This window comes from Sediminibacterium sp. FW305-C-49, assembly GCF_058231085.1.
The window spans coordinates 725,476-750,170 of sequence record NZ_JBIQXS010000002.1; the positions used below are offsets into that span (position 1 = coordinate 725,476).

Annotated in this window: 21 protein-coding genes; 15 read left to right on the forward strand and 6 right to left on the reverse strand. The window is 41.3% G+C overall.

Translation table 11 applies throughout. The annotated features are described in order from the left end of the window. Window positions 1-66: 66 nt before the first annotated feature. The 4 genes from rfaE2 to panC are packed head-to-tail and all read right to left on the reverse strand — an operon-like array spanning window position 67 to window position 2,849. Window positions 67-564: a D-glycero-beta-D-manno-heptose 1-phosphate adenylyltransferase gene (gene rfaE2 / locus ACH3Z1_RS10605; RefSeq protein WP_490821925.1), complete on the reverse strand. Its 498-nt coding sequence runs from the start codon at window positions 562-564 to the stop codon at window positions 67-69. Next, entirely contained in the window at window positions 551-1,564 is a 1,014-nt protein-coding gene (locus ACH3Z1_RS10610) for a lysylphosphatidylglycerol synthase transmembrane domain-containing protein (RefSeq protein WP_490821927.1), read from the reverse strand. Before ACH3Z1_RS10610 ends, rfaE2 begins: the two co-directional genes overlap by 14 nt. A 50-nt stretch (window positions 1,565-1,614) precedes the next feature. After that, window positions 1,615-1,959, reverse strand: coding sequence for an aspartate 1-decarboxylase (panD, locus tag ACH3Z1_RS10615; protein ID WP_133472874.1), 345 nt, complete (start codon window positions 1,957-1,959; stop codon window positions 1,615-1,617). A 38-nt stretch (window positions 1,960-1,997) separates the two neighbouring features. Beyond that, window positions 1,998-2,849, reverse strand: coding sequence for a pantoate--beta-alanine ligase (gene panC, locus ACH3Z1_RS10620; protein WP_490821928.1), 852 nt, complete (start codon window positions 2,847-2,849; stop codon window positions 1,998-2,000). Between the two features lie 106 nt (window positions 2,850-2,955). Here panC and ACH3Z1_RS10625 point away from each other — a divergent pair, with 106 nt between their 5' ends. From ACH3Z1_RS10625 to ACH3Z1_RS10655, 7 genes are all read left to right on the forward strand, one after another. Further along, window positions 2,956-3,774 (forward strand): glycogen/starch synthase, encoded by an 819-nt coding sequence (locus ACH3Z1_RS10625; RefSeq protein ID WP_490821930.1) that lies wholly within the window; start codon window positions 2,956-2,958, stop codon window positions 3,772-3,774. A gap of 12 nt (window positions 3,775-3,786) precedes the next feature. Continuing rightward, window positions 3,787-5,277 carry a DUF4270 family protein gene (locus ACH3Z1_RS10630; protein WP_490821931.1) on the forward strand — a complete coding sequence of 497 codons (1,491 nt, stop codon included), beginning with the start codon at window positions 3,787-3,789 and terminating at the stop codon, window positions 5,275-5,277. 43 nt (window positions 5,278-5,320) lie between these two features. Beyond that, complete coding sequence (gene metK / locus ACH3Z1_RS10635; protein WP_490821933.1) at window positions 5,321-6,574, forward strand: methionine adenosyltransferase; 1,254 nt, start codon at window positions 5,321-5,323, stop codon at window positions 6,572-6,574. 94 nt (window positions 6,575-6,668) lie between these two features. Next, on the forward strand, window positions 6,669-7,223 hold the full coding sequence (locus ACH3Z1_RS10640; RefSeq protein ID WP_490821934.1) for an NUDIX domain-containing protein: 555 nt from the start codon (window positions 6,669-6,671) through the stop codon (window positions 7,221-7,223). 11 nt (window positions 7,224-7,234) lie between these two features. After that, window positions 7,235-7,984, forward strand: a complete 750-nt coding sequence (gene rlmB / locus ACH3Z1_RS10645; RefSeq protein WP_490821935.1) for a 23S rRNA (guanosine(2251)-2'-O)-methyltransferase RlmB — start codon at window positions 7,235-7,237, stop codon at window positions 7,982-7,984. 10 nt (window positions 7,985-7,994) lie between these two features. Continuing rightward, the gene (locus ACH3Z1_RS10650; protein ID WP_490821936.1) at window positions 7,995-8,861 is read left to right on the forward strand and encodes a hydroxymethylglutaryl-CoA lyase; all 867 of its coding nucleotides are present in this window, start codon (window positions 7,995-7,997) and stop codon (window positions 8,859-8,861) included. 4 nt (window positions 8,862-8,865) lie between these two features. Further along, window positions 8,866-9,867, forward strand: coding sequence for a GSCFA domain-containing protein (locus ACH3Z1_RS10655; RefSeq protein WP_490821937.1), 1,002 nt, complete (start codon window positions 8,866-8,868; stop codon window positions 9,865-9,867). A gap of 5 nt (window positions 9,868-9,872) precedes the next feature. On the opposite strand, the gene ACH3Z1_RS10660 is transcribed toward ACH3Z1_RS10655, so the two are convergent. Then, the gene (locus tag ACH3Z1_RS10660) at window positions 9,873-10,481 is read right to left on the reverse strand and encodes a MiaE family protein (RefSeq protein WP_490821938.1); all 609 of its coding nucleotides are present in this window, start codon (window positions 10,479-10,481) and stop codon (window positions 9,873-9,875) included. An 85-nt stretch (window positions 10,482-10,566) separates the two neighbouring features. On the opposite strand from ACH3Z1_RS10660, the gene ACH3Z1_RS10665 reads away from it, so the two are divergent. From ACH3Z1_RS10665 to trhO, 6 genes are all read left to right on the forward strand, one after another. Next, a complete protein-coding gene (locus ACH3Z1_RS10665; protein ID WP_490821939.1) occupies window positions 10,567-11,658 on the forward strand; it encodes an aminotransferase class I/II-fold pyridoxal phosphate-dependent enzyme in 1,092 nt (363 codons plus the stop codon). A gap of 62 nt (window positions 11,659-11,720) precedes the next feature. Further along, complete coding sequence (locus ACH3Z1_RS10670; RefSeq protein ID WP_490821940.1) at window positions 11,721-14,186, forward strand: penicillin acylase family protein; 2,466 nt, start codon at window positions 11,721-11,723, stop codon at window positions 14,184-14,186. Window positions 14,187-14,196: 10 nt separating this feature from the next. Beyond that, window positions 14,197-14,559: a hypothetical protein gene (locus ACH3Z1_RS10675; protein WP_490821941.1), complete on the forward strand. Its 363-nt coding sequence runs from the start codon at window positions 14,197-14,199 to the stop codon at window positions 14,557-14,559. A 101-nt stretch (window positions 14,560-14,660) separates the two neighbouring features. Beyond that, a complete protein-coding gene (locus ACH3Z1_RS10680) occupies window positions 14,661-17,135 on the forward strand; it encodes a DUF5686 and carboxypeptidase regulatory-like domain-containing protein (RefSeq protein ID WP_490821942.1) in 2,475 nt (824 codons plus the stop codon). A 103-nt stretch (window positions 17,136-17,238) separates the two neighbouring features. Beyond that, the gene (locus ACH3Z1_RS10685; protein WP_490821944.1) at window positions 17,239-18,189 is read left to right on the forward strand and encodes a tetratricopeptide repeat protein; all 951 of its coding nucleotides are present in this window, start codon (window positions 17,239-17,241) and stop codon (window positions 18,187-18,189) included. Between the two features lie 159 nt (window positions 18,190-18,348). Then, window positions 18,349-19,386, forward strand: coding sequence for an oxygen-dependent tRNA uridine(34) hydroxylase TrhO (gene trhO / locus ACH3Z1_RS10690; RefSeq protein WP_490821945.1), 1,038 nt, complete (start codon window positions 18,349-18,351; stop codon window positions 19,384-19,386). Between the two features lie 82 nt (window positions 19,387-19,468). On the opposite strand, the gene ACH3Z1_RS10695 is transcribed toward trhO, so the two are convergent. Continuing rightward, the gene (locus ACH3Z1_RS10695) at window positions 19,469-20,404 is read right to left on the reverse strand and encodes a phosphoribosylaminoimidazolesuccinocarboxamide synthase (protein WP_490821946.1); all 936 of its coding nucleotides are present in this window, start codon (window positions 20,402-20,404) and stop codon (window positions 19,469-19,471) included. A 146-nt stretch (window positions 20,405-20,550) separates the two neighbouring features. Here ACH3Z1_RS10695 and ACH3Z1_RS10700 point away from each other — a divergent pair, with 146 nt between their 5' ends. Both ACH3Z1_RS10700 and ACH3Z1_RS10705 read left to right on the forward strand, forming a co-directional pair. Further along, window positions 20,551-23,466, forward strand: coding sequence for a TonB-dependent receptor domain-containing protein (locus ACH3Z1_RS10700; RefSeq protein WP_490821947.1), 2,916 nt, complete (start codon window positions 20,551-20,553; stop codon window positions 23,464-23,466). A 168-nt stretch (window positions 23,467-23,634) separates the two neighbouring features. After that, the gene (locus ACH3Z1_RS10705; RefSeq protein ID WP_490821948.1) at window positions 23,635-24,624 is read left to right on the forward strand and encodes a pyruvate dehydrogenase complex E1 component subunit beta; all 990 of its coding nucleotides are present in this window, start codon (window positions 23,635-23,637) and stop codon (window positions 24,622-24,624) included. Window positions 24,625-24,695: the final 71 nt, after the last annotated feature.

The window sequence follows — 24,695 nt, forward strand, 5'->3', positions numbered from 1 at the left end:
TGCTAATTTGAAAATTGATATACTTTTTCTTTCATTTTCAAATGCTCAAATTGCCACATTTTCAAATTAAGAATAGGACTGCTTGATATGCTGAATAATTCCTGTCGTTGAAAACCCTTCTACAATCGGGTTGATCACTACACGTCCTCCATTAGCAATGACTTCTTTGGAACCAACGATTTGATCTATGGTATAGTCGCCACCTTTAACCAGTACGTCTGGTAAAATAGCAGTAATGAGCTGCTGGGGTGTGTCTTCATCGAATACGACTACTGCATCTGTTACTGCAAGATTGGCCAGGATTAGGGCCCTGCTGTGTTCGTTATTAACGGGGCGGTCTGGTCCCTTCAGTTTTTTTACACTTTTATCACTGTTCACGCCTACGATCAGGTAATCTGCTTCTTTTGCAGCGGCGCTCAGAGAAAAAATATGCCCTTCATGAAGTATGTCGAAACAGCCATTGGTAAAAGCCACGGTTTTGCCAATGGCGCGCCAGGCAGCAACTCTTGCCAATAACTGAGGTAAACTCATCACTTTTGCATCGATGGCATTAACGGCTCTCATGGGTAGTTTTACTTTTATTATAAACAGGGAATAACAGTAGACTTATTACACCTAATAATACAACGATCAGGAATTGGGCAAACCATTGAAGGGTACCATTAGCAAAGCCAATCTCAAAGGGTACGCCGTTTTCTTCCAAAACCTTAGCGATAAAAAATGCAAAAGCACCAATACCACCCGGTGTTACAATCATGCCAATGCTTCCAAATGCCAATGCACCCAACGCTGCTCCCATGCCTAAATGAGCTGTTCCTTCAGTAGCCATCAGTCCAACCCAGGTTCCGGCAGCATATAAAATCCAGATGAGTGCGGAGTAAAGAATAAATAGTCCTTTTTGTTTCAGGCGTCTTATACTGATTAGTCCTTCCCACACACCAGCTACAATTTTCTTGATCACTATCACGATTTTCAGGTGTGCGAATTGCTTAAACCAAACCCTGATGGCAATGACCAATACGATAAGGATACCCGCGAAAATGAGTAATGCGGTAATCGAAACATTTTCTCCTTTTTTGAAAAGTTGCCCGATGAGTTCATTGCCATATTCTGCCAGTATATCGGACTGAGTAACCATGGTGAGTATAAAAACAATACCCAGTGAAACCACATCAACTGCCCTTTCTGCTACAATGGTGCCCACCAGTTTTTCGGCAGGCACTTTTTCATAACGGGCCAGGAATGTACATTTCAATACTTCTCCCAAACGGGGAATGGCGAGGTTGGCCAGATAGCCGATCATTACAGCAAAGAAAGTATTGGCAACACGTGGCTGATAACCCATGGGTTGCATGAGTATTTTCCAGCGCAGGGCACGAACAAGATGACTGAGGGCAAGGATGATGAAAACAGGAATCAATAACCAGTAATTAGCAGTTGATAAACTCTGTTTAAACTCCCCCCATTTGTTATCGGGTATTTGTCGAAAACTCCACCAAACCAGGAACAACCCCAATCCGAGAAAGACCGCATATTTGGCAAAGGAGAGGAGTCGTTTTTTCATGGCCGATCAGGTTACAAAATTAAACAGGAGCGTTGGGTACTAAAGTAATACTACAGCTTATTTCCTTCTTTCGGAAATACTACCCAGGGCTTAAATTGTTTAGCGGCTTCGAAATCCATAGTAGCATAAGAAATGATAACCACCAGGTCGCCTACGGCTCCTCTGCGGGCAGCAGGTCCGTTCAAACAAACAACACCACTTCCTCTTTTACCCTTGATAATATAGGTTTCAAGACGTTCTCCGTTGTTTACATTCACCACCTGAATCTTTTCATTCTCGATAAAATTGGCGGCATCCATTAGGTCCTCATCGAGGGTAAGGCTTCCCACATAATGTAAGTTCGCCTCGGTGATAACGGCGCGGTGTATTTTCGACTTCAGTACTTCAATTTGCATAGTGGGCGCAAAAATAGTTACTTCTTTGGATCTTGCCTCTAATCTCCTGTCAGAGAAATGTTATCTATTAATCGCACACCAGACAGAAAAGCGGCTGCAAGCGCTACAAGCGGTGTTTGTCCGTTCCAATCAACAACAGGTTCAAGACTTTGTGCATCTGCTATGCTGATGTAGTCTACTTTTTCAAAACCTGCATCCAAAACCATTTTTTCCGCCTTTGAAGCAATATCTACAACGAAACCAGGCTGGATGGTTGCTTTAATCCACCGAAGCGTTCGGTAAATAGCGATAGCTTTTTCCCTGTCGGCTTCAGATAAACGTAGGTTCCTGCTGCTCATAGCCAGTCCGCTTGTTTCCCGCATAGTAGGTACAATTTGTAGACTTACCTGTTTACCGGTCTGTCGAATCAGTTCGGCAATGACCATGCATTGCTGGTAGTCTTTCCGACCCAGAAAAAGCTGATCGGGTTCTACAATGCTTAAAAGTCTGTCAACCACCTGACATACCCCCTGGAAATGTCCGGGACGGTATTTTCCTTCCAGGTATGTCTCGAGTGTTCCGAGGTTGTAGTGTTTCTTTTGAAAGTCATCGGCGTAGATTTCTGTTACTTCCGGGAGAAACAAAACATCACAACCTTCCTGTTCCAGTAACCTGATATCCTGTTCAATGGTTACCGGATATTGTTGATAATCAGCAGGATCGTTAAACTGGGTAGGGTTTACAAAAATGCTGGAGACGGTGAACCCTGTATTTTCTTTGGATACCCTGATGAGGGAGAGATGTCCGGCATGTAATGCCCCCATGGTAGGTACAAAGCCCATAGAAAGACCAGAAGAGCGCTTGTTGATTATATATTTTTTTAATTCATTTATCGTTTTAAAGAGAATCATAGCCGGGTGGTTTGTGGCTGTTTTAGTGAGGAAATGTTATTCAACTATATTTTTCGTACCTTCGCCCACTCATTTTACGCTTCCCGCATATAAACTAGGCGCAAGGATGTCAACAAAGAAAAGAATTTTATTCATAGCCACGGAGATGTCACCCTACCTCGAATTAACAGAATTCGCAGAGGTAATCAATAAACTGGCTATCAAGAGTAATGATGGTGGTTTAGAGGTAAGATGTATCATGCCCAGATTTGGCGTGATCAACGAACGCAGACATCGTTTACATGAAGTTGTTCGACTTTCGGGGATCAATGTTTCGGTTGATAATGATGATTATCCCCTTCAGATTAAAGTAGCGTCATTACCCAATGCCCGTTTGCAGGTTTATTTCCTCGAGAATGAGGATTTCTTCAAGCGCAAGCAGATTTTCCATGACGATGATGAAACATGGTTTGAAGACAATGCATTACGTACCGTGTTTTTCTGTAAAGGAGCGCTTGAAACCGTGAAAAAGTTCGGCTGGCCGCCTGATATCATTCATTGCAGTGGCTGGATGACGGGACTGATTCCTGCCTACATTAAAACCGCATATAAAAAAGAACCCGTATTTGGCAACAGTAAAGTGGTGTTTACCATTGGAGAAAATACGTTCAAAGAGAAACTGGGGTCCGATTTTCTAAAGCAGGCGGTGATCAATGCCAATATTAAAGAAAAGGATCTGGAAGCGTTTAAAGAAGCTAATAATACTGCCCTGTTTAAAGGTGGAGCCAGCTTTGCTGACGCAATTACTTTCGGCGCTGAAAAAATAGACAAAAAACTGGTAGACGAGTTCGCCAAAGTAAAAGGAAAGAAAGTAGTTCCCTTCAAAGGATGGGATTCTGATTTAACAGAGTATTTAGAATTGTACAACGACCTTGCGGGCAAGTAATCCACTACAAACATGCGTTTATTTTCGACACTACGTAATACATTTATTTTCTGTATTATTTCGGGAAGCCTCTTTACTGGTTGTACCAGGATTACTTCTACTGAATTAGGTGGTGGTTTAATACCCCCAATTGATGGTGTATTCACAAAAGATACCATCCTGGATGTGATTACTGATACCTATAATGAAAATGACACTACCAGAATTTACAAAGGAGATGTTCACGTACTAGGGGCCATTACCAATGACCCGATTTTTGGTCGCACTACAGCTTCCATGTTTTTTGAACTATCACCCACTTTTTTCCCTTTTTATATACCAGGACATAAAGACAGTGTTCGCATAGATTCTGCTGTATTGATTTTAGGATACAATGGTTTTTATGGTGATTCAACACAGCCATTGCGTTTAACCGTATCAGAAATAGACCAGAGTACTTTATTGGACAGGAGTCGTTTATATCCGGTAAACTATCCAAGTGTAAAGCCTGTAAGTATAGGAGGACAGTTGGCTTCACCTCTTTCAGTGGATATCCGCAGATTGGGCGATACGGTGAAAAACAGATTTGAAACAGCCACCAACCAAATCAGGATAAGGCTTAGAAATGATGTGGCACAGCGATTTATACAAACCTACGATTCAACGAATGCATATAAGTCAGATTCCATTTTCAGAACTTATTTTGCAGGGTTTGCATTAACGGCTGATCAGAATGCTCCTGCTAATGCATTGCTTCGCATCAGCCTTTCAGACACCAATACCAAATTTGCATTATACTATAGTTCAAGTTCAACTGGGGCCACCAAAAGAGATACATCTGTTAACTATTTCAGGTTTAATACATTGTCGAGTGGGGATGCAAATTTTGTAACGAGAAACAGGGCGGGAAGTCAGGTGGCGAATTATATTACTACGAATAACAACCCCAAATCAGATTCATTGGTGTATGTTCAAACATCACCAGGTACCACTGTGAGGGTAAGAATTCCCGGATTGGCTTCACTTAGTAACAGGATCATTCACCGGGCTGAACTGATCGCCGAACAGGTTCCTGATGATGCCAACCTGCTTACCATTGACCAACAAATGAGTGCGCCCCGATATTTATTGCTGAGTGTATACGATTCTGTAAAGAATAGTAAGCGTAACGTTCGCAACGATTATATCTTTTCAACAGACGGGCCGAATATCACAGACTTTGGCGGATTTGCCTTTTATAAAACTACACAGGGTTATAATCGCGTAACATCTTACACTTTTAATATGAGCCGCTATGTGCAGGGTATCATATCAAGAAAAGATACGTCGCATTTATTGCAGCTATCGGCACCAGGTAATGATTCCATCTACTACACAAATCCATACCCCAATCCGAATACCCAGTTACTCTATTACCTGAATCCAACCATTGGTAACGACCCAGCTAACGGCAGGGTAAGACTAGGGGGCGGAACACATTCCAGATTCAGGATGAGAATGCGGATTATTTTCTCCCGTATCTAAATCTGTGTTTGCATTATATTTGCACACAATTTAAAATAATTATATGCCTTATTTATTTACTTCTGAAAGCGTATCTGAAGGACATCCGGATAAAGTAGCCGATCAGATATCTGATGCACTAATTGATAATTTTTTAGCATTCGATGCTCAATCTAAAGTAGCATGTGAAACACTGGTAACAACCGGACAGGTAGTGTTGGCCGGTGAAGTAAAATCGAAGGCGTATTTGGATGTACAGGAAATTGCCCGTGGTGTGATCCGTAAAATCGGATATACCAAGAGTGAATATATGTTTGAAGCCAATAGCTGTGGTATCCTTTCAGCGATCCATGAGCAGTCGGCAGATATCAATCAGGGAGTAGATAAAAAGAAAAAAGAAGAGCAGGGAGCCGGCGACCAGGGAATGATGTTTGGTTATGCCAGCAATGAAACAGAAGATTATATGCCACTGGCACTTGACCTTGCCCATAAAATCCTGATTGAACTGGCTGCACTGAGAAGAGAGAATAAACAAATTAAATACCTGCGTCCTGATGCGAAGAGCCAGGTTACATTAGAGTATGATGATAATAACCAGCCGGTAAGAATTGATGCGATCGTTGTATCAACACAGCACGATGATTTTGACAGTGAAGCAAAAATGCTGGCGAAAATCAAATCCGATATCATCAATATCCTGATCCCCCGTGTAAAAAGCAAGTACAAGAAGTACGCAAAACTGTTCAACAACAATATCAAATACCATATCAACCCAACAGGGAAGTTTGTGATTGGTGGTCCACACGGAGATACCGGATTAACCGGCCGTAAAATTATTGTAGATACTTATGGTGGTAAAGGTGCACACGGTGGTGGCGCATTCAGTGGTAAAGATCCCAGTAAAGTAGACCGTTCTGCCGCTTATGCAACCCGTCATATTGCGAAGAACCTGGTAGCTGCTGGTGTAGCAAGTGAGGTTCTGGTACAGGTTTCTTATGCAATTGGTGTGGCACAGCCAACCAGTATCAATGTGAATACTTATGGTACTGCCAAAGTGAACCTGACCGATGGTCAGATTGCAAAAATCGTAGAAGGTTTGTTCGATATGCGTCCATACTTTATTGAGCAGCGTCTGAAACTGCGCAGCCCGATATACAGTGAAACAGCAGCTTACGGACATATGGGTCGTAAGAGCGAAGTGGTTACCAAAACCTTTAAATCGCCTGATGGTAAAGAGAAGAAAGTAAAAGTGGAACTGTTTACCTGGGAGAAACTCGATTATGTATCCAAAGTGAAAAAAGCTTTTGGATTGAAATAGAAAAGATCAATACCCTTAAAGAAAGGCCCCCGTAAACCGGGGGCCTTTCTTTAAGGGTATTGCCGCTGTAAAACTTCATTCTAAAAAGAATAGTATGGAAAAAAATCCCTGGTCAACCTTACATTCCAAAACCATTTACGATAATAAATGGATCACGGTGATAGAAGATGAAGTGATCAATCCTAAAGGAGGTTCGGGTATTTACGGGAAAGTACATTTTAAAAACATGGCCATCGGTATCGTAGCCATGGATGAGCAACAAAACATCTGGCTTGTAGGTCAGTACAGGTATACATTACATGCGTATAGCTGGGAAATACCGGAAGGTGGAAGCCCAAATACTGAAAACCCTTTGGATGGCGCCCAAAGAGAATTAAAAGAAGAAACAGGACTGGTAGCAGCAGCATGGCAGGAATTATTCCGTATGCATTTGTCGAATTCGGTCAGCGATGAACTTGCCATTATTTACCTGGCCACCGGTTTAACACAGGAAGAGGCTGCACCAGAAGAGACCGAGGAACTGCGCCTGCAAAAGCTATCTATTGATCAGGCATATGAGATGGTAGAAAGAAGTGAGATTACTGATTCGATCAGTGTGGCAGCCATTACAAAAATCAAATTAATGCGTTTGCAGGGAAAACTGATATAGTACATTTGCATATGGCAATCAAACAAAGCGCGCTGATTATTGGACGGCAGCCCCTGGTAGAGGCAATAGAAACGGGCAGGCCGGTTGACAAAATATTAATGCAGAAAAATATTTCAGGCGATGCCATTGCCATCATCAGGCAACTGGCCAGGGAAAAGAATATTCCCATACAAATGGTTCCGCAGGAAAAATTACATTCCCTCACAAGAGCCAATCATCAGGGTGTTATTGCATTTGCTGCATTGGTTCAGTATATGGACCTGCAGCAGGTAATTGATCATGTGGTGTCGAACGGCGAAGTGCCTCTGTTTATCATGCTGGATGGCGTAACCGATGTACGCAATATCGGCGCCATTGCCAGAAGTGCACATTGCTGTGGTGCACAGGCACTGGTAATTCCCGACAAAGGAGTAGGAGCATTGAATGAAGAAGCCATGAAAAGTAGTGCAGGGGCACTGGAACATATACATGTATGCCGTGTAAACAGTTTATTAAAAGCAGTTGATACACTGCACCTGAATGGCATACAGGTATTCACCAGTGAGATGCGGGCTGATAAAAAAGTGTATGAACTGCAAATGCAGGAGCCCTGTTGTGTAATCATGGGTGATGAAGGCAAAGGTGTACAGCCTTACCTCGCAAAAGCAGCCGATGCATTCTTTACGATACCCATGGCCAATAAATTCGATTCCTTTAATGTATCGGTAGCAACCGGTATTGTTTTATACGAAGCCATGAAACAAAGAATAGAAAAAGTATAGTTAGCCCTTTATGGAATCTGCCAGTGAAACCATACAACTGATCGAATGCCCGCGTGATGCCATGCAGGGCTGGCCACATTTTATTCCCACAAACATAAAAATCAGTTACCTCAACCAGTTATTGCAGGTAGGGTTTGATACACTTGATTTTGGCAGTTTTGTTTCATCCAAAGCGATCCCACAGATGGCAGATACAAAGGAAGTGGTTGGGCAACTACAACTACATCATTCCTCCACAAAACTGCTTGCCATTGTTGCCAATCAAAGAGGGGCAGAAGAAGCGCTGGTATATGATGAAATCAGTTACCTGGGTTTTCCATTTTCGATTTCTCCTACATTTCAGCAAAAGAATACCAATAGCAGCATGGAAGAAAGTTTCGACCGTGTAAAAGCAATACAGGAAAACTGTCTTACAGCCGGCAAAGAGCTGGTATTATACCTGAGCATGGGTTTTGGAAATCCTTATGGTGATCCTTATAATGAAGATATTTTGTTGCAGTGGGCAGAAGCGATGGTAAAACAGGGAATTGGTATTATCTCTCTTGCAGATACAGTTGGTTTAGCTTCGCCAGAACAAATTCGTTTTGCACTCAGCACTTTGATACCTCAATACCCTTCCGTAAGTTTTGGTGTTCATCTGCATTCAACAGCTACCAACTGGAAAGATAAACTGGAAGCCGCATATACATCGGGATGTAAAAGATTTGATGGTGCTTTGAAAGGAATCGGTGGCTGTCCAATGGCACAGGATGAACTGGTAGGTAATATGGATACAGAAAAAATGATTCCTTATTTCCAGGAAAAAGGCCTGCTCCATCAACTCAACACAAATGCTTTGATGGAAAGCAGTAAGCAAGCCGGTAAAATTTTTCAGTAAGTCTATGAAATTTCATTACGAATTTGATATCAAACCACCCGCAAAACAGATACAGCATCAGCATTCCATGGTATTGCTTGGGTCCTGTTTTACAGAAAATATGGGCGAAAAATTGCGGAAGCATAAGTTTCAGGTAACAGAAAACCCGCATGGTATATTGTTTAACCCCATCAGTGTAACAGATGCAGTGACTCAGTATATCGAACAAACAGTTTACACCGAATCTGACCTGTTCTCATATAACGAATGCTGGCACAGCTGGAAACACCATAGCCGTTTTTCGGGTATTACCGCAGATGAGGCATTGCAAAAAATAAATAGATCAATCCGTGATACCCATATCGCATTAAAAAAAGCCAGTCATGTGATGATTACGCTGGGATCGGCATGGGTATATATGCTCACAGAAAAGGCGCAGAACTACAAGCAGGGTACAGTAGCTGCCAATAACCACAAAGCACCTGCCGACTGGTTCTCAAAAAAACTGCTCAGCACCGAAGAAGTACTGCGGGTATTGGATAATATGATTCACCGGTTGTTTCATTTCAATCCGCAACTTCAGATCATTTTTACCATCAGTCCTGTTCGTCATTTACGTGAAGGTGTCATTGAAAACAATAAGAGCAAAGCGGTATTGATACAGGCTATTCATCACCTGGTAGAAAAGTTTGAGAAGTTGTATTATTTCCCTGCATATGAATTGGTGATCGATGATTTACGTGATTATCGTTTTTATGCAGAAGATCTGGTGCATCCCAATTTCCATGCTACACAATATGTATGGGAGAAATTTGTACATGCCTGTATGCCGGATGAAACAAAGAGCCTGTTAAAAGAAATTGCGACTGTAAACCTGGCTGTTCAGCATAAGCCATTCAATCCATCGACAGTACAGCATCAGCAATTTTTAAAAACATACCAGCAGAAAACAAAAGAATTACAACAATTACATCCTTATTTAAACTGGGAGGCTGAACTACATTTTTTTGCTGAAAATATCCGATAGCATTATTAGTGAATACGGTCGCCCCTTAGTTCCATTTCCTGGATGATGGATGCTTCATAGCTGAGCCACTGTTTCCAGCGCACGCGAACTTTTTCTTTGTCGATATACAGTTCAGACAACTCTATAAACAAAGTATAATGGCCTGCTTCGCTTTCCATAAAACGGCGATAGAAGTTACACATGTACTTATCATCCAGCCCTTCGCTGAGTCTTTTAAATCGCTCACAACTTCTTGCTTCAATTAATGCCATGGTGAGCATCTGATCAAGAAATCTGCCTTCCTCATCGCCTCCCTTTTGCTGAAATTCAAGCAGCTTGTTTACATATTTATCTTTTCTCTGTGTGCCCAGTTGAAGTCCTCTTTTGTGCAGTTCATTGAGTACAAGTCTGAAATGCCCCCATTCTTCTGTAACAATCGGTGATAACTGTTTTACGAGTTCTACTTTTTGAGAGTAGCGTTGTATCAGCGAAATGCAGGTAAGGGCTGCTTTTTGTTCGCAATAAGCATGATCTGTAAGAATAGCTTCAAGACTGATACTGGCAAGGTCTACCCAACGAGGATCGGTTGGTAAATGAAGCCCGAGTATATTTTTGGTGTGATCAGAGAGTTCCATAGTGCTGATTGGGTTGCAAAATACTCAGGAAATATCAATTGCCGTACAATACAGCTTTAAAACAAATTGCTTTAGTTTTACCACTATGTATCCCGATGATTTTTTACGGCGTAAACTGGATGAACGAATAGCCAGGCAATCACTCAGAAGTCTTCGTTATTCGAAAGGCATGATCGATTTCTGTTCGAATGATTACCTGGGAATCGCCCACCATCATTTGCTCAAAACATCGGATGCTGCTGATTTGGCGACTGGTTCCACCGGATCAAGATTATTAGCAGGTCACTATCCTTTATTGGAGCAGACCGAAGAACAGATAGCGGCATTTCATGCCGCTGATACAGCACTTATTTTTAATTCAGGATACGATGCCAATCTGGGTCTACTCGCATCCGTTCCTCAAAAAGGAGATACGATTTTATATGACCAGCTTTCTCATGCTTCCATACGAGACGGGATAAGATTATCCTTTGCCCAATCTTTTTCTTTTGCGCATAATGATTTAGCTGATTTGCGTAAAAAATTACAACAGACAACCGGAAACATTTTTATTGTTACCGAATCTGTATTTAGTATGGATGGAGATATTTGTCCGCTGCAGGAATTGGTCGATATAGCAAAAGAGCATAATGCCCACCTGATCATCGATGAAGCACATGCAACGGGTGTGGTAGGCGAACAAGGAGAGGGGCTGGTACAAATGCTGGGATTGCAGTCGGCTATATTTGCACGGGTACATACATTTGGAAAAGCTTGTGGATGCCATGGAGCTGTTGTATTAGGTTCTGAACAATTACGAACCTATCTGATTAATTTTTCGCGTAGCCTGATTTATTCAACAGCTCTTCCTGAACATGCAGTTGCCATGATTAGAGAATCTTACCGGTTATTCCCTGCTATGCATGCAGAAAGAAAACACCTGGCACAGTTGATTGATATTTTTCAGCAGGCGTCACTGTGTTATAAAAAACTTGTCTCATCAACACCTGTCCAGGGTATAGTTGTACCGGGTAACCAGGCCGTTAAAGAGCTGGCCGGAAAACTTCAGCAGGAAGGCTTCGATATTCGCCCGATTTTATACCCCACCGTGCCGGAAGGAAAAGAAAGACTTCGCATTGTAATGCATGCCTACAATACGGTTGAAGAACTTCAGCGTTTGTTGACTTTCCTGATCTGATCCTAAGTATATCGAAGTATGGTTATGTAAAATACCTTATATTCATTTTCAAATATTGGCTAATGAGAATCGTTCCATTTCTTGTTTCAGCAATTGGTACAACAGCTTTGATTGTTGTATTGAATACACAGTTACCGGTGGGGGGAAGTAAAACACCTAGACTGGGTTATTTTCTTTCTCCCCAACAGGGATTCTGGCAAAATGCTGAGCCTGTAAATGCATCACAACAAGCGAATATAAAACTCGCCGGTTTAAAAGGGAAAGTGGATGTGTATATGGATGAAAGACTGGTGCCACATATTTATGCAGAAAATGATGTGGATGCATATTACACACAGGGTTACCTGCATGCCAAATACAGGTTATGGCAGATGGAATTTCAGACACATGTGGCTGCCGGTAGGCTCAGTGAGATAGTAGGGCCGGACAGAATTGATACGGATAAATTCTTCCGCAGAATGGGAATGGTATATGCGGCCGAAAAAACGATGAAGGAAGCTTCAAAAAACAAAGACATCAAAGCAGCTATTGAAGCTTATGCAGAAGGTGTGAATGATTATATCAAAAAGCTGGCACCCGAGCAGATTCCTTTTGAATATAAATTACTTGATTATAAACCAGAAGCCTGGACACCTGAAAAAACTTACCTGTTTCTCATGTTCATGTCATACGATCTCACTGCAAGAGGTGTAACAAATGACCTGAAAATGACCAATGCAAAAAACTATTTCGGGTATGAAGATTTTGATCAGTTGTATACAAATGTGCAGGACTCACTTGATCCGATTGTTCCAAAAGGAACGGCTTATGCACCGGCAGCAATAACGGTAACAGCGCCTACCAGTGTAGATTCTCTATACTACGGAAAAACAAGTAATGGAGGTACGGCTGCGGCGCCGCTTGTTCCCGATAAAAACAATGGAAGCAACAACTGGGCAGTATCTGGTAGTAAAACGGCAAGTGGCAGACCTATGCTGGCCAATGACCCTCATCTGGGTCTTAACCTGCCTTCTCTCTGGTATGAGGTACAAATCACTACACCCACTCACAGCACCTATGGAGCCAGTTTCCCGGGATCACCCGCTGTTATCATCGGCTTCAACGATAGCATTGCATGGGGTGTAACCAACGCAGGAAGAGATGTGATTGATTATTACGACATGAAGTTCAAAGACAGTACACTGGAGCAATATTGGTACAATGGCGTATGGAATAAGGCCGATGTAAAAGAAGAAGTTATCAAAGTAAAAGGTAAGCCGGATGTAATTGATCATGTAGCTTATACAGCATTTGGTCCGGTCATGTATGATGCCTCTTATAAAAATGAAAGTACCAAAGGGAAATACCTGGCCCTGAAATGGACAGCCCATGATGGTGGACAGGGTTTGCAGACATTTTATGATTTGAACAGGGCGAAAAATTTCGATGATTATCTCAACGCCATTCATAAATGGACGTGTCCAGGGCAGAATTTTGTTTTTGCTTCTAAAACAGGTGATATTGCCATCAAACAACAAGGTGCATTTGTGGCCAGATGGAACAGACAGGGTGATTTTATTATGCCCGGAGAAGACAACCAGTATATGTGGCAAGGTATTATTCCCAACTCGGAAAACCCAATGATGAAAAACCCGGAAAGAGGTTTTGTGAGTAGTGCCAATCAGAAATCGGCAGATGATCGTTATCCTTATTATCTGGGTGCAGCAAGTGATTTTCCTGTTTATCGTGGTGTGATCATCAATAAAAAACTGGCTGCCATGAATAATATTACGGCAGCAGATATACAACAGATGCAGACAGACAATTACAATGTGTTTGCAGAAATGGCAAGACCAGCTTTACTAAAATTCATCAATGAATCATCACTTACGGCAGAAGAAAGAAAATATATCGGGATCTTAAAAAACTGGAACCTGCGAAATGATATTGGTGAACAGGGAGCAACCGTATTCAGGGCCATTTGGGACAGCTTAGAAATAGCCATCTGGAAAGATGAATTTGATCGTGCTCCTTTGCCTATGCCCTGGCCCGATGAACCTATTTTACTTGATATTATGTTACGTGATAGTGTCTATTATTTTGCCGATAATGCAAATACCCCAGATCAAACAGAAACCTTACATGATGCGGTAACTACTGCTATTCAACAAGCTACAAAAGCCTGCGTGGAACTGGAGAAAAAGGGAGAACTGGCATGGGGTAAATTCAAAGACACAAGGATCAATCACTTATTGAAGATCGACCCGTTGAGCCGCTTACATCTTCCCATTGGAGGCGGTGTGCATATCATTAATGCAACCACCAAAACACATGGACCCAGTTGGCGTATGATTGTGCATATGACAGATGAAATTGAAGCTTATGGGGTATATCCGGGTGGACAAAGCGGTAATCCTGGTAGCAAGTACTATGATAATTTTGTGGATACATGGGCATCCGGAAAATATTACCGGATATTGTTTCTCAAAAAAGAAGCGGCCGAAAAAAGTACCCAGATGAAATGGCACCTGAAATTCACTAACAGCTAAACTTTTGATAATGAAATTTTTATCTGCATTGCTGTTAACAGCATTACTGGCTTTCGCAACAGGTTTGTATGGAGTATTACCCTGGTGGAGTTTTGCTGTTACATCATTCATTGTGGCAATGGCCATTCACCAAAAAGCAGGGAAGGCTTTTTTAGCCGGGTTTACAGGATTGTTTTTACTGTGGAGTATACTCGCTTTTCTGATGGATAGTGCTAATGAACATATACTGTCGACTAAAGTAGCTACGATTTTACCATTGGGCGGATCATATTGGGTATTGATCCTGTTAACAGGATTGATTGGCGGACTGGTATCCGGACTGGCAGCGCTTACAGGCAGTTATTTACGACAGTCATCCAAACCACAGCAGTAAAGCATAATAGCTATTAATTATTCGTTAAAGCATGGATATATAAGTGCTTATGTAATGAAAAGCAGACTGCTGCAACTTATTTTCGTTGCAACTCAGCCTACATGAAACCACTACTGCTTTTCACACTACTAACTATTTTTAGTTATACTGGTTATACCCAAACCATCAATGGCACGATTACCGATTCAAAAAATGAAGTACTTCCGTTTTCTTCTGTGGTCGTAAAAGGAACTACACAGGGCGCTTCCGCAAACAGTAAAGGATTTTATTCCATTCAATTGCAGCCTGGTACTTATACACTGGTATGCCAGTACATAGGATATAAATCAGTAGAGAAAAAAGTTACGCTTGAAAGGGGAAGAAATATAACAATCGATTTTCAACTTGAACCGCAGCAGTACAGCTTACAGGACGTAACTGTAAATACAAATGGAGAAGATCCGGCTTATGAAATAATTCGGAAAGCCATCAGTAAAAGAACAGAACACCTCAGGGAAGTAAAAAAATTTACGGCAGATGTTTACCTGAAAGGGCAAATGCAGTTGCGTGATTATCCAAATCGATTCTTTGGACAGAAAATAGACTTTGAAGATGGAGATTCCAGCAAACGAAAAATGTTGTTTCTGTCAGAAACCATTGCAAAATATTCTGTTGAAGAACCCAATAAAGAAAAAATTGAAGTTGTTTCTACCAAGGTAAGCGGAAGAAGTAATGCATTTGGTTTTAGCAGTCCACAGATCATTTCTTTTTACAACAATACCATACAGGTAGGGGAAGACCTGAATCCACGCGGATTTATTTCACCGATTGCATCCAATGCGCTCTCTTTTTACCGGTATAAATTTGAAGGAACTTTTTATGAAAATGGCGTAGAGATCAGCAGAATCAAAGTGATGCCACGCAGAAAATATGAGCCCTTGTTCCAGGGCTATATCAATATCATTGAAAATGAATGGCGTATACATAGCCTCAGGCTAAATCTTGTTCGTGAGCAGCAGATGCAGTTCCTCGATACGCTGGTGGTAGAGCAATTATATGTACCAACAGGAAATTTGTGGGTCATCAAAAACCAGGTAATCTATCCATCCGGTAAAATTTTTGGCTTCGATTTTTTTGGAAGTTTTGTACAGGTGTATGATCGGTTTAACCTGAACCCGGTATTTGCAAAAAAGTATTTTGATAATACGATTATCAAAGTGTATGACAGCGCCAATAAAAAAACAATGGCTTACTGGGATAGCATCAGACCACTTCCATTACTGAAAGAAGAAGTGCTGGACTATAAGAAAAAAGACAGCCTGGAACAGGTGAGAAAAGATCCAAGGTATATGGATTCTGTCGATAGAAAACGAAATAAAATTTCGCTTGCAGGGATTTTACTTGGAGGGCAATCTATTAGTATACAAAAGAAAAAAGTATTCATAAACTTTGATCCGCTGATCAATACATTTAATTACAATACAGTGGAGGGAGGTGTGTTGCATTTCTCTCCCACCTGGAGCAAACGTTTTGATGAAACCAGCAGGAAGTCATTGCAGATTACACCATACTTCAGATATGGCTTTGCGAACAAACATTTCAATACCCATGTAACTGGCAGATATAATTTTGGTAAAAAGTATTTCAATAGTATTAGTATTTCGGGTGGAAGAAGAGTGTTTCAGTACAATAATGCAGACCCAATTACCTCCAGAATTAATACCTATACTACACTTTTGTATGAGAACAATCATTTGAAAATGTATGAGGCTAATTTCCTGCGTCTTAATTATTCGGCAGGAATTGGTAACGGACTCACTTTTGCAGCAGGTTTTCAGTTTCAGGATCGGTTTGGGTTAAATAATCTGGCAGATCCTGTAAGTTGGAAAAATATTGCAGGCAGAAATTTTACGCCTAATTACCCTATTGATCTTACCAACACAATAATGCCACGTAACCAGTCGGCCACATTTACAGCAGGCTTAACCTGGAGACCTGGGGGAAAGTACATTGAATTACCTGATCGCAAAATTGGAATCGGTTCAGATTTTCCAACCTTTAATTTTTCAGTAACACATGCAGTAAAAGGATTGATGGGCAGCGATGCAGATTTTACCAAATGGCGATTGGCTGTTTCAGATGACCTTGATCTTAAACTTGGAGGAAAGTTGAGTTATCGTGGTTCAATTGGTGGTTTCCTCAGTGCTAAGCAGGTTTATATTCCGGATTATACACATTTCCAGGGTAATCAGACTGTTTTGGCAAATGATCCGCTCAGTGGTTTTCAACTCGCACCTTATTATCGTTATAGTAACACATCGAAATTTTATGCTACAGCTAATGTAGAGTATCATCTCAATGGATTATTGTCGAATAAAATTCCTGGATTCAGAAGGTTAAACTGGTTCTTTGTAACCGGAGCAAATATGTTGTACACACAAAAGGGGAAAAACTATTACGAAACATTTTTTGGGGTCGAGAATATTTTGAAATTTGTAAGAGTTGATTTTGTTCAGGGCTTTGAAACAAACGGGCCATCGCCAAGAGGTGTTAGGTTAACGATTCCTTTATTTACAGACGGGAGGGGAAATGATTGATTTGTAAATGCCATAAACTGGTAAGTGTAGCAATCAGATAATTGTATGATAGGCAGGGTTGCCAATAAAGCTTAACTTGTTAATATTAATAATTCATTCCTACATGAAACCTGTATCTGTTTTAATGCTGCTTGCAACAGCTATTGTATCTGCCTGTAATAGTTCAAGACAAAATAGTGATAGTAGTGAATTGTTTGTTGCATTGCCCGACAGTGCACAGGCTATTTCGTTATTGGGCGACACTTTGTATCCATCATCGCCCTATGCAACCGGTTCTTCAAAATATGATACGGCTAAAATGAATTACCAGGCTTCGCCAGACAATATTGATAATATTATCTGGTATGGAAGATGGACGGGTTATAAGGGCGATTTCAGGGAAGCAATACGCATATACACGGAAGGCATTTCCAAATTTCCGGAAGACGCAAGATTGTATCGGCATCGGGGGCATCGTTATATTTCCATCCGCGAATTCGACAGGGCCATAGCCGATTTTGAAAAAGCGGCAGGTTTGATTGAAGGAAAGAAAGATGAAATAGAACCTGATGGACAGCCCAATGCTTTTAATATTCCTATTGGGTCGCTTCATTCCAATATCTGGTATCATCTTGGACTTGCCTATTATCTAAAGAATGATCTTGCAAAAGCGTTACCCGTTTATGAGCGGGCGGTACGTGAATCGAACAACGATGATAAGCTAACATCAACCACGCATTGGTTGTATATGACACTTCGTTTGTTGGGTAAGAAAGAAGAAGCTGATAAAATACTTGAACCCATAAAGCCGGGAATGAATATCATCGAGAACAAAGCATACCACCAGTTATGTTTATTATACAAAGGATTGCTGCCTGTGGATTCGTTAACGGGTGAAACAGGTTCTGCCAGTAGTAACGATGCGGTGGCATATGGTGTAGCTAACTGGTATTATTACAATGGGAATCAGGAAAAAGCCAAGGAATTGTATGAGCAGATACTTAAAGGAAAAATATGGGCATCTTTCGGTTATATAGCTGCGGAAGCTGATTATGTAAGACGCTTCAAAAAATAGGATGTAGGATGTCAGATGGCAGATATCAGATTTCAAATCCGACATCCGACATCAGAGATCCGCCATTTCCTCCTATCTTTGTATCGATTTTGACCACCCTGCAAGTGGTTCCATTATTCATGGATTCCGCCCCCTAGGCGGGACTGAAATTTGATAAGTATGCCTGTTTTACACAACCGTGTTTCCAACGAAGAGTTGAAACAACATTTGATGGAAGAATCTTTCCATCGTATTACCATTAGTTTTTACCAGTATTTCCCGGTACAGAATCCGCAAGAATTCAGGGATGAATTGTACAAGCAATTAAATGCCTTACAGGTATTTGGCCGTATTTATGTTGCAAGGGAAGGTATCAATGCCCAAATCAGCGTTCCGGAACATCATATGGATGCGTTTCGTGCTTATCTCTACAGCATTGAGCCATTGAATGGCTTGCGTCTGAATATTGCGGTAGATGATGATGGAAAAAGTTTTTGGGTATTGAAAATAAAAGTACGCGATAAAATTGTGGCAGATGGTATTGATGATCCTGCGTTCAGCATGGTAAATAAAGGGAAATATGTAAATGCTGAGCAGATGAATGAACTGCTGAAACAGCCCGATACCATTGTGATTGATATGCGTAATCATTACGAATATGAAGTAGGACATTTTGAAAAGGCAATTGAAATACCATCCGATACTTTTCGCGACCAGTTACCCATGGCTGTTGAGATGATGCAGGGTAATGAAGAAAAGAATATCATCATGTACTGTACAGGAGGTATAAGGTGTGAAAAAGCAAGTGCTTACATGTTGCACAAAGGATTTAAAAATGTGTTTCACCTGGAAGGCGGTATAATCAATTATGCGCGACAGGCAAAAGAAGCTGAACTTGAAAGTAAATTCATTGGTAAGAATTTTGTTTTCGACAACCGGTTGGGAGAAAGAATTACAGATGATATCATTGCAAAATGTCACCAATGTGGAAAGCCTGCCGATACGCATACCAACTGTAAAAACAATGGATGCCACCTGTTATTTATTCAATGCGAATCCTGTGCGGCTGCATATGATGGATGTTGCAGTTCGGCCTGTAAGGATACCATTCACATGCCTGTAGAACGACAGAAAGAATTGAGAAAGGGGATAGAAAACGGACAAAATATTTTCAACAAAAGTAGGATAAGACTGAGACCAAAGCTTGGTAAAGAGTGAATATAGAATGATGAATGTCAAATATCCAACTTCAAAGACAATGTATTTCTATATTGGATATTTAACATTCATCATTCTATATTTATGTAAGGGCTCCCAATGTTTTTAAAGAGGAACTTACGGAAGCAATAATTTCTTCATCAGAAGGTTGTTGGGGAACAAAGCTTTTTCCTGTTACTTTTTCGAAAAGTTCAATGTATCGTTTGCTGATGGTATCGATCCAGTCAGGTGTCATTTCAGGAACGGTTTGTCCTTCTTTACCCATAAAGTTGTTGGCAATCAACCATTCTCTTACAAATTCCTTACTGAGTTGCTTTTGTTTTTCTCCTGTGCCCTGTCTTTCTTCAAATCCATCAGCATAAAAATAACGCGAAGAGTCGGGGGTGTGTACCTCATCCATCAGATAAATGGTATCGCCTATTTTGCCGAATTCATATTTTGTGTCTGCAAGAATCAATCCTTGACGGGCAGCGATTTCTTTTCCGCGAGCGAACAATTGTAAAGCATAGGTCTCCAGTATTTGCCAGTCGTTGGCGCTCACCAATCCCTGACGAATAATTTCTTCTTTGGAAATGTCTTCGTCATGTCCTTCTGCAGCTTTGGTGGAAGGGGTAATGATGGGTTGAGGGAAGAAATCATTTTCTTTCAAACCCTCTGGCATGGTCACACCACATAATAGCCTTTGTCCTGAAGCATAAGTGCGCCATGCATGTCCAACCACATTACCACGCACCACCATTTCTATTTTAAAGGGCGCACATTTTTTACCTATGGATACATTCGGTGCAGGTACAGCCATCAGCCAATTAGGGCAGATGTCGCGGGTAGCGTCAAGCATGTATGCTGCAATCTGGTTTAAAACCTGTCCTTTATAAGGGATAGGTTTGGGTAATATTACATCAAAAGCAGATATGCGATTACTGGCAATCATCACCAGCCAGTTTTGGCCAATGGTATATACGTCTCTTACTTTTCCGTGGTAAATATTCGTTTGCTGGGGGAACTGGAGGCTGCTCATGCAGCAAAATTAGCTAGTGGCTTGAATAATAAAGCGTAACGCAGTTCGTTTTTCTTAACAGATAGCTGGTTTTGTGGACAAATTAAATTTTTGCATAAAACTAACAATTGCTATTTTGCTGATAATAAATACTAAATCTTGCCAAAATGAGAAGATTCTACAGTAAATGTCTGTATGCGGCCTTGGCTACAGCCATAACCATCCCCGTGATGGCCCAGCAGACAACTACCGTTTCAGGTAGTGTTAAAAATGCAAGTTCCAAAGAGGCGCTCTCAGCAGTTTCTGTTACAATTAAAGGTGGTACAGTAGGAACATTTACCGATGATAAGGGTAATTTCCGATTTACAACCGTACAGAAACCGCCATTTACTTTAGTCATCTCATCTGTGGGGTATGCCAGTAAAGAAGTGTCGGTGAAAGGGGCAAATGATGTTGTCACAGTTGACCTGACACCTTCGTTTACGCTTGGTGATGAAGTGGTGGTATCAGCATCAAGGGTTCCGGAAAGAATTCTTGAATCACCTGTATCCATCGAAAGAATCAGTACTGCGGCTATCCGCAATACTCCTCAGTTAAGTTACTACGACATGTTAACCAACCTGAAAGGTGTGGATGTTGTAACGGCAAGTTTAACTTTCAGAAGTGTGGGTACACGTGGTTTCAACAGCAGCGGTAATACCAGGTTAAACCAGTTGGTAGATGGTATGGATAATCAGGCTCCCGGTTTGAACTTTTCAGTAGGTAGTGTCATTGGATTGAGTGAACTCGATGTTGAAAATATGGAATTACTACCCGGTGCATCTTCCGCCCTGTATGGACCTGGAGGGATGAACGGAACTGTATTGATTAACAGTAAAAATCCCTTTAAATATCAAGGTTTTAGTTTTCAGATCAAGCAGGGTATCAACCATATTGATGGTAAATATCGTGGTGCTGCACCAGTTTATGACTGGAGTCTCAGATGGGCAAAAAAATTGTCTGATAAGTTAGCCTTTAAAATTAATGCCCAGTTTTTACAGGCACAGGATTGGCTGGCAGATCAGGGTGAAAACTATTCACGCACACTGGTTACACAGAACGGGTTTAAAATTCCGGGATCAAGAGCTACCGATCCAAACTATGATGGAGTGAATTATTATGGTGATGAGACATCTCAAACCATGAGTGGAATCGCTTCTCAGGTATTCGCTGCAGCCGGACTTACTTCAGGGCAGTTAGCTGCTTTCAATGGATTTCTGGCCGCTAATCCTGGTGCAAGACTTGCCCAGTTCAATGGATTCCTGAATCTGGCGGGTGCAGGTGCATTGGTCACAGCTGGTGTTTCTCCTCTGATATATGGTGCTTCTCCTTCCAGAAATTTATTAGGTAATCAGGCTGTAAGCAGAACTGGTTACTATGAGTCTGATGTAATTGATCCTACTACTGTAAACATGAAGTTAACAGGAGGTGTACACTATAAATTAACAGATAAAATTGAAGCATCTTTTAATGCCTATTTCGGAACCGGTAATTCTGTTTATACGGGTAGTGACCGTTATTCCTTAAAGGATTTGAGAATTGCGCAGTTTAAATATGAGTTGAAACATAAGAACTGGTATGCCAGGTATTATTCAACCCACGAAAATGCAGGTAATTCTTTTAATGCAACTATCACGACCAGACTATTTAACGAAGCATGGAAACCAAGTTCAGCCTGGTATCCGCAATATATTGCTGCCTATGTAACATTTATGGATAATGGTGGTGATTTTACGACTTCGAATAATCTTGCACGCGCCATAGCAGATCAGGGCCGCCCAACTGGTTTTATCGGCAACTCAGCCCTTTTCCAGTCTATTGCAAGAAAACCTATTTCTCAAGGTGGTGGTTTGTTCCTCGATCGCTCTCGTTTAAAAGTATTTGATGGTCAATATAACCTTACAGAAGACTTAGGATTATCAAAAACAAATACAGACTGGCTTATTGGTGTAAGTGCTAAGCAATATCAGTTGAATTCAGAAGGTACATTGTTTGCTGATACTGCAGGTGCTATTAAAATCAATGAATTTGGAGCATACACGCAGGTATCACAACGCTTCTTTAATGATGTACTTAAATTAACTGTATCTGGCCGGTATGATAAGAATACCAATTTTAAAGGACGTTTTACACCAAGAGCGTCTGCTGTTATAAAACTGGCCAAGGATCATAATCTTCGTTTTTCTTATCAAACCGCTTACCGTTTCCCAACCACACAGAATCAGTGGATTAACTTAACAGTAGGAGCAGGAACTCGTTTGATTGGTGGATTACCTCAGTTACGCAACTTCTACAAGTTCAGCACCAATCCAGTATTTACCTTACCTAGTGTGCAGGCATTCGGAGCAAGTGTTGTAGCTGGTTCACCTAATCCAAATCTGTTACAACAACAGACTTTTGGTGAATTTAAACCCGAGTCTATGCGTTCATTTGAAGTAGGTTATAAGGGCTTGATAGCACAAAAACTTCTTATCGATGTGTATGCTTATTGGGGGCGTTACAAAGACTTCTTGAGCTCAGTTGTTGCCATGCAGTCTAGAAATGCGACATTCAATCCTGCGGATCTACTTAATGCAAATACAAGAATTGCCTATAGCGTTTCCGTAAACGCTCCTGGTGAAGTGAGTACATCTGGTTGGGGTGCTTCTGTTGAGTATTTATTACCAAAAAATTTCTCTTTCACCGGTAATTTATACCACGATGAGATTGGTGCCTTGCCTACAGGATTCGTATCGTACTTCAATACACCGAAATATCGGGTAAATATGGCACTCAATAATAGCGGTTTCGGAAAGGATAAACGTTATGGATTTAGTATTCAGTACAGATGGGCTAATTCATTCTTGTACGAAGGTACTTTTGGTACAGGAGTAGTGCCATATATGAGAACTGTTGATGCTATGGTTAGTTATAAATTCCCTGCAACGAAATCAATTATTAAGGTTGGTGGAACCAATATTTTTAATAATTATTACCGCAGCGGCTGGGGTAATCCAAGCATAGGTGGTCTTTACTATGTAAGCTTCGGCTGGAACGTGTTCTAAGTCTTGGAATATAAATATTCAATAAAGCATAAAGAATGAGAAAGCGTAAGCTTTCTCATTCTTGTTTTAAGGTCTGTAAGCCCCATTTTTCGCCCGGAATCTGCCTCTTCTTTCATTTTTCTTATTCCTTGGAATCCTATATTTTTGCTCCTCATTTAACAAACAGATATGATGCGTTCAATAGCTTTCAGAGAGGCTCTCAGAGAGGCCATGAGTGAGGAGATGAGAAGAGACGAGCGGGTGTTTCTGATGGGAGAAGAAGTAGCAGAGTACAACGGGGCCTATAAAGTAAGCCAGGGAATGCTGGCCGAATTCGGTGCCAAAAGAGTCATCGATACACCCATCGCTGAACTCGGTTTTGCAGCCGTAGCAGTGGGCGCCGCCCAAAACGGACTTCGCCCTATCGTAGAATTCATGACCTGGAATTTTGGGGTACTGGCCATGGATCAGATCCTGAATACAGCCTCAAAAATGCTAGCCATGAGTGGTGGTCAGATTGGTTGTCCGATTGTATTTCGTGGTCCCAATGGAAGTGCCGGTCAGTTAGGAGCACAACACTCGACTGCTTTTGAAAGTTATTATGCCAATATTCCAGGTTTGAAAGTGGTTTCTCCTTCCAATGGCTACGATGCCAAAGGATTGCTGAAACAGGCCATCCGCTACGAAGAAGATCCGGTAATGTTTATGGAAAGTGAAGTAATGTATGGTGATAAAAGCGATGTACCGGATGAAGAATATTATATTCCACTCGGTAAGGCCGATATAAAAAGAGCCGGTCGTGATGTAACCATCGTTTCATTCAACAAAATGATGAAAGTAGCCCTAGGAGCCGCAGCCGAACTGGAAAAAGAAGGGGTGAGTGCAGAAGTGATCGATTTACGTACTATCCGCCCACTTGATTGGATGACGATTCTGGAAAGCGTAAAGAAAACAAACAGACTGGTTATTGTGGAAGAACAATGGCCATTTGCATCTGTTTCATCTGAAATATCCTACCGTATCCAGAAAGAAGGTTTCGACTACCTCGACGCCCCCATACGCAGAATCACCAGCGCTGATGCCCCCATGCACTATGCACCCAACCTTACAGCCCTCGCCATTCCCGATGTGGCCAGAACTGTAAAACTGGTGAAAGAAGTGATGTACATGAAGAAATAAATCAACAGATAGAATAAACAGAAAACAAAACCCGGAGAACTTACTCCGGGTTTTTGTTTTCTGTTTAACTT